This window comes from Leptolyngbya sp. FACHB-711 (assembly GCF_014695615.1).
Lineage (GTDB): Bacteria > Cyanobacteriota > Cyanobacteriia > Elainellales > Elainellaceae > Leptolyngbya_A.
On record NZ_JACJOR010000077.1, the window covers coordinates 1 to 6,351 of the forward strand.

7 protein-coding genes are annotated in these 6,351 nt (G+C 51.2%); 3 read left to right on the top strand and 4 right to left on the bottom strand.

The window, feature by feature from the left end:
• Positions 1–236 precede the first annotated feature (236 nt).
• A complete protein-coding gene (gene mnmA, locus H6F80_RS01920) occupies positions 237–1,307 on the top strand; it encodes a tRNA 2-thiouridine(34) synthase MnmA (RefSeq protein ID WP_190789931.1) in 1,071 nt (356 codons plus the stop codon).
• 27 nt (positions 1,308–1,334) lie between these two features.
• Complete coding sequence (locus H6F80_RS01925) at positions 1,335–1,823, top strand: NINE protein (RefSeq protein WP_190789932.1); 489 nt, start codon at positions 1,335–1,337, stop codon at positions 1,821–1,823.
• Positions 1,824–2,335: 512 nt separating this feature from the next.
• On the opposite strand, the gene H6F80_RS01930 is transcribed toward H6F80_RS01925, so the two are convergent.
• From H6F80_RS01930 to pgl, 4 genes are all read right to left on the bottom strand, one after another.
• Positions 2,336–3,511 (bottom strand): cysteine desulfurase family protein, encoded by a 1,176-nt coding sequence (locus H6F80_RS01930; protein WP_190789933.1) that lies wholly within the window; start codon positions 3,509–3,511, stop codon positions 2,336–2,338.
• A gap of 134 nt (positions 3,512–3,645) precedes the next feature.
• Positions 3,646–4,104, bottom strand: coding sequence for an FHA domain-containing protein (locus H6F80_RS01935; RefSeq protein WP_190789934.1), 459 nt, complete (start codon positions 4,102–4,104; stop codon positions 3,646–3,648).
• Positions 4,105–4,246: 142 nt separating this feature from the next.
• Positions 4,247–5,002: a double zinc ribbon and FHA domain-containing protein gene (locus H6F80_RS01940; RefSeq protein WP_190789935.1), complete on the bottom strand. Its 756-nt coding sequence runs from the start codon at positions 5,000–5,002 to the stop codon at positions 4,247–4,249.
• Positions 5,003–5,081: 79 nt separating this feature from the next.
• Positions 5,082–5,810 (bottom strand): 6-phosphogluconolactonase, encoded by a 729-nt coding sequence (gene pgl, locus H6F80_RS01945; protein ID WP_190789936.1) that lies wholly within the window; start codon positions 5,808–5,810, stop codon positions 5,082–5,084.
• A gap of 298 nt (positions 5,811–6,108) precedes the next feature.
• On the opposite strand from pgl, the gene H6F80_RS01950 reads away from it, so the two are divergent.
• The coding region (locus H6F80_RS01950) for an HpsJ family protein (RefSeq protein ID WP_206755022.1) at positions 6,109–6,351 on the top strand (243 nt) is incomplete at its 3' end.

Consider the following 6,351-nt stretch of genomic DNA (forward strand, 5'->3'; position numbering starts at 1 on the left):
TCAGGACTTTTTGACTTAGAACTTTTTGGCTGAGTGACGATCGTAGAAGAAAAACCCCACAATGGTAAAAGCATCCCTTGCCCCTTTAACCCCTGCCAACGCGATAACAGCAACAGAATCGCTGAAAGCATGAACCCGAATCCAAATGTTAGTCTAGAGGTTGATGAATTTTCTCAGCTTCCTGCCTCAGGGTGCTTGCCCACTGTACTCTTTGTTTTTCTTTTCATTGCAGACTCATGAATAAAGTCGCTGTTGGTCTTTCTGGAGGAGTCGATAGTTCAGTTGCGGCTGCCACGCTTCATCGCCAGGGCTATGAAGTGGTTGGAGTGACGCTATGGCTGATGAAAGGAAAGGGGCAATGCTGCTCTGAAGGCATGGTCGATGCAGCACGGCTATGTGAAGAGCTGAATATTCCCTATCACGTTGTCGATAGCCGGGAAGCGTTTGAAAAGAATATTGTTGATTACTTAGTGAGCGGCTACGGAGCTGGAATCACTCCGCTGCCCTGTTCTCAATGCAACAAAGCGGTCAAGTTTGGTCCAATGCTGGACTATGCTCAGACCGAGTTGGGAATCGATCGCATTGCAACAGGGCACTATGCTCGCATCACCCAGTCCCCTGATGGACGCTATGAGCTGCGCCGTGCAGTTGATTTGAGCAAAGACCAGTCCTATTTTTTGTATGACTTGAGCCAGGACATTCTTGCTCACGTCCTGTTTCCGCTGGGCAACCAGCCCAAAACTGAAACTCGACGCATGGCGGCAGAATTTGGGCTGCACACTGCTGAGAAACCCGAAAGTCAGGATCTTTGCCTGATCGAGGCACACGGCTCAATGCGGACGTTTCTCGACAAGTATCTGGCCCCTCAAAAAGGCGAAATTGTGGATGTTTCAGGTCGAGTGCTGGGTGAGCATGACGGCATTCATCACTATACGATCGGTCAGCGGCGGGGCATTGGGATCGCCCACTCAGAACCGCTTTATGTCGTGGGCATTGATGCGGTCAGGAATCAGGTTGTGGTGGGCGATCGCACTCACGCACAAAATACAGACTGTACGGTACAGCGCGTGAACTGGGTATCGATCGCAGAACCCACGGCTCCGATTCGGGCAGAGGTACAAATTCGCTATCGATCGACGGCTGTGCCCTGTACGGTGATGCCGTTCACGAATTCTCGCGCCAAAATTATCTTTGATGAGCCACAGTTTAGTATCACGCCAGGGCAAGCAGCCGTCTGGTATCAGGGCGATTTGCTCCTGGGCGGTGGTGTGATTGAGCAAATTGAGCAAGAGGCTCCCGCGTCCTAAAAGGTTGTAGCACAAGAGGAAACCGCGATGAACAAATCCGGGACAAGCTACTTGCTGTGGTTAGGTTGGCTGTTTGGCATTTCTGGGCTGCATCGCTTCTACAACGGAAAGCCCATAACAGGCGCGCTATGGTTTTGTACTTGGGGTTTATTTGGAATTGGACAAGTGATCGATTTGTTCCTGATTCCCGATATGGTGGAGTCGCACAATGTCAAAAGCAAAGATCGGCGACTTTCGGAGTTGCTGTCTGCAAGTACCGGAGCGGTTCAGCCCGTAGCTGAGAAGGTTATGGTGCAATCAAACTCAAAGCTGGCTCGACAAGAAGCTCGACTGAAGCTGCTCAAGGCGGCAGTTGCGCGAGGGGGAAAACTATCGGTGACGCAGGGGGTTCTGGATACAGGGCTTGATTTCGATGAAGTGGAAGCTGTCCTGCAGGAAATGGTGAAATCGGGCTATGTGGGGGTCGAAAACCATCCTGCAACAGGTGTTGTTCTCTATCACTTTCTGGAGCTTTAATCGCTTCCACAATTAACTTCCACAATCAATCTTTCAATCTTCAATTCACCAGTTAGTCCAGTTAAACCACCCAGGTAGTAGGTTGAAGAACTAGTGAGTTTGCTTGTCTCGATCGAATGAAACAAAAAGAAAATAAACTGAGCGATCGACTCGAACCAGGATTTCAGACTATTTTAGTCAGACTATTTTAGAAGAATTGCGTTTGGAAGAATCGCGTCGCTCCTAGTAACAGCGCATCGGGTCACACGGAGGATTTTTTGCCTGGAAATCGAGCAGGTCTATAGTTTGCTCACTAAGCTGATTCCCACTGGGGCCGATCGCTTCGAGAAGCTGCTTGGGTTCAGCAACAGATGATACAACAGAACTTAGCAGAAAAACGGTACTTAGGATGAAGCTCATAAATGCTGGTAGACGCAACGTTTGATAGTTAGCATGATGGCTTTTGAGCAAGGTTAGCTCAATCAGGACATCTGCCTAAAGTTGTACTTGCGTCTCTGCCATTATCCGTAATTCTACAGAGAATGACAAATTGAAAGCGTGGGTAGAGGCGTGAGGCGATCGAGAATTTGCTTCAGCACCAAGGCAGTCCAGTCAATATCTGCTTCAGCTGTGAGTCGTCCGAGCGTCAGGCGGATTCCTGATTTTGCAGCGCGATCGTTCAGCCCCATTGCCGACAGTACCGGACTGGGAACCAGTTTGCCGCTATGACAGGCTGACCCGGCACTGATGGCAATTCCCGCAAGATTCATCTGCCGCACCAGCGTCTTGCCGCTTAATCGCTCACCGTCGCCCGACCGCCAGTAAAAGCTGACATGGTGGGGTAGCCGATGCAGCCGATCGCCTGTGGGAGTTAAATCTGCTACCTCTGCAAGCTGGTCAAAGAGCCGATCGCGTAGCCGGATTAGGCGCAGGGATTCTGTCAACAGGTCTGCAGCAGCGAGCTCTGCGGCTAAACCAAAGCCTGCAATGAGCGGCACGGGCTGAGTTCCCGATCGCAGTCGAAACTCCTGTCCGCCACCCGTCAGCAACGGCACCAGATCAATACCAGGACGGACATAGAGCGCGCCCACTCCCTGAGGACCATAAAGCTTGTGGCTGGACACCGAAAGCAAATCAACAGGTAACTGAGCGACCTGAATCGGCAGTCTTCCAGCGACCTGAACGGCGTCAGTATGAAAGATTGCCCCATGAGCGCGGACGATTTCCCCTAAAGCTTCGATCGGCTGAACCGTACCAACTTCACTCTGTCCATAAATAATCGACACGAGAACGGTGTTTGGACGCAGTGCCGCCTGCAAATCAGCCGGATTCACCCGCCCCAGACTATCCACGGGCAACCGAGTGACCTGCCACCCCTGCTGCTCTAACCACTGCACAGGCTCCGAAATGGCAGAATGCTCAACGCTGGAAATGATTAGGTGCTGCGGTTGCCGATACTGACGCGTCACGCCCAGAATGGCGAAATTATTGGATTCAGTGCCGCCGGAAGTAAAGACAATCGACTCTGGAGACGCACCTAGCAGCGCTGCTACTTGCATTCGGGCTTGCTCTAAAACCACTGCCGATCGCTGCCCCCACTGATGCAAACTAGAGGGGTTGCCCCACTGCTCCTGCATCACCTGCTGCATTCGCTCAATAACTTCCGATCGAGGCGGAGTCGTTGCACTGTAGTCGAGATAGATTTGCATGATATTGAGCGGCACTCAGACTGCGAACAGGACAAGCAATTCTGCTCTCCTTTTTTCAGGATAGACTGCCAATTCTCTTTGAACACGGCGCATCGCCAAATTATTTGCAATTTCCGATTGAACTGCTAAGCCACTTAATTATCCGCTGAGAAAAATTGCTTGGGCGTGTCCTGGTTTGTGAATTCTGGATAGGTCTGGGAAGTGATTTCAGTTGGTGCATGAGAAGCATCCTGACCAGAATGGCTGAGGCGAGCCAGCATCGGATTGCGGTTTAGTTCTTCCAGTGCCGACTCGTTCAGACGAATTTGCAGGTTGGGTCCCGATCGCGCTAATCGAATCACGGCTCCATCCATCACAGGAACCTGCGTCACCCGCTTGCCTTCAAAGTAAGTGCCATTAGTGCCTAGGTTGATCATTTCCCATCCTGCTTTAACCCGGTGCAGCTCTACATGATGACGAGAAACCACTGCGCTGTACAAAACAACTTGATTGTCATTAGATCGACCGATGCGAATCACAGATTCCGAGTCTGAAAATGTCCAGACCTGCACCGGGATTTGCTTGACGGGGTGGAGAAGAGACAGAATGATCACACAACTACACAAAGGAGGGTAAGAGCACTTAGAGAAGAAATCATAGCAAATTCAAAATTAAGGTTCCATCCTTGAGGGGCGGCACGAGCAAGAACAGCAGCAGAAAGAAAAAGGAGTTGATTTGCCTTTCATCGTTGCTCGCCTATGAAACCTGAAACAAAAAAGAAACCTTATCTCCTTTTCCTAGCGCAACGCGATCGCCCGATCGGAGCCGATGACGATTGCCTGGGGGCAGGGGCGTATTGTTGATATAAGTGCCATTCGAGCTGCCCACATCCTCAATATAGTAGAGGTCGCCTTCGACGCGAATATCTGCATGAATTCTAGAGACAACTTCAGAATTGGGAAACCCTGAAACATCTACATCCGGCGGGATGCGATCGTTGGGTTTGCCGATGTGGATAACCGTCAGAGCGGGGGAAAGCTCGATCGCAGTATTAGTCTGAACGTGCAGTAAACGGACGGCTTGAGTCTGGAGCTGAGTTTTAGAGCCGATTCCCGCAGCACTTGCAGGGAAAGCCGGGGTCACAAATGGCTCGGTTGCAGCGATCGCAGGCGGTGTTATCGGGGGAGGATTATCAGGCTGAGGTGCAGCTGACTGAGGTGCTGCGGCAGAGGACACCGGAGACACAAGCGGGTCAGGAGACACCAGGGGGTCAAGGACAGACAGATCAGGAATGTCCAGATCAGGCGAAATAGTTGCTGGCACGGCGTCGGGCGGCATTTGCGCTGAACCTACTTCAAGACTAGAGCCACACTGACCACAGAAGCTTGCATCCGTTTGAACAGACGCGCCACAGTTAGGGCAGCTCATCATGGCAGGCAGGGGCGTGTAGCACGCTTCGCACTGAATCGCGGCATCTGGATTCTGGTGGTTGCAGTTCGGACAAACGATCATGCCCTGTCTCCCGGTGGTGACGCTGACTCTATCTTATTTGCTTTGTGCCTTATTTATCCTACGTACTTTATCACTGCCTTTAAGCTTGCGGTAGGTTTGCTCCTGCTGCTTGATCAAGCAACCACCACAGTTCGCCATGCTCAGGATGAATCAGGCTCGATGGATAAGTTTCAGTATCGGGGTCAGGCGCAAAGATTTGGGCAAGGGCAGCCTGCTTGTTTTCACCTGCAACGACGAAAATGATTGCTTTCGATTCGTTAATCACTGGAATGGTCAGGGTAATTCGAGGCTGGCCGTCTTTGTTGCCCACGGTGACGAGCCGATCGCACACTTGCAGCGCATTCGTACGGGGAAACAGAGAAGCGGTGTGTCCATCGTCACCCATGCCCAACAGCATCACGTCAATCTGAGGAAATTGACCCTGCTCGAGCTTTAATAACTGCCGCAGTTCGCGATCGTATCGGGCAGCTGCGTCATTTGGATCGGATTCGTCAGTTGGCATGGGATGAATATTTGCAGCCGGAATCGGAACTTTATCCAGCCATGCCTGTCGTGCCATTAGAGCGTTGCTATCGGGATGGTCGTGGGGTACATATCGCTCATCGCCCCAAAAAATCTGAAGTTTTTCCCAGGGCAAATCCTGTCGGGCAAGAGCTTCGTAAAGTGGTTTCGGCGTGCTGCCCCCTGAGAGGGCGATCGTCGCCGTGTTCCGTTCAGCAATCGCCTGTCGCAGTTTTTCCAGCACGAGCTCGAGCGATCGTTGAATCAATGCTTTTGAGTCTGGCAAAACTTCAATGTGCTTACTCACGTCATCCTCCTCGACACCCTATCGCGATCGGTCATGCAGTCTAAGCCCGGAATGAGCCGCACTGAATGTGCCGAATGATTTTATTTACTCAATAGTGTAGGCAAATTTTTAAAGCAGGAGTGACGATGTACTCAATTCTTTCAGCTCTAACCGCAGTTTTCCTGTAAGCTGATGCGTTTTTTAGACGGCAGGGAAAGCTACACTGAAGAGTCGCTGTTGCTCCACTGTTGCATCCCGATTGCTTTGAAGCCCCTTGCACTCCAGAATGAAGTCCGTTGCCGTCAAACATTACTGAACCATGACTTTGAAACAAGCTCCAAACCAACGCCCCTACTCGGTTCTGGTGTCTCGCGCCCTCAAAATTGTGGGTATTGTAGTCACCCTGGCAGCCCTAATCGATATTCTGATTCTGCCGATTCCTTACCAGATTGCCGATCGCCAATGGCAAATCAATTTTGCGGCTCAAATGGTCGATCGGGGGGTAGTGCCGCTAGTTGGTATCGTGCTTTTTATGGCAGGCTTTTGGGTTGATAGTCTTTCC

What these genes read in the sequence shown, in the direction of transcription:
- mnmA (WP_190789931.1), top strand. Translation starts at nt 237, where the DNA reads ATGAATAAAGTCGCTGTTGGTCTTTCTGGAGGAGTCGATAGTTCAGTT.
- H6F80_RS01925 (WP_190789932.1), top strand. Translation starts at nt 1,335, where the DNA reads ATGAACAAATCCGGGACAAGCTACTTGCTGTGGTTAGGTTGGCTGTTT.
- H6F80_RS01930 (WP_190789933.1), bottom strand. Translation starts at nt 3,511, where the DNA reads ATGCAAATCTATCTCGACTACAGTGCAACGACTCCGCCTCGATCGGAA.
- H6F80_RS01940 (WP_190789935.1), bottom strand. Translation starts at nt 5,002, where the DNA reads ATGATCGTTTGTCCGAACTGCAACCACCAGAATCCAGATGCCGCGATT.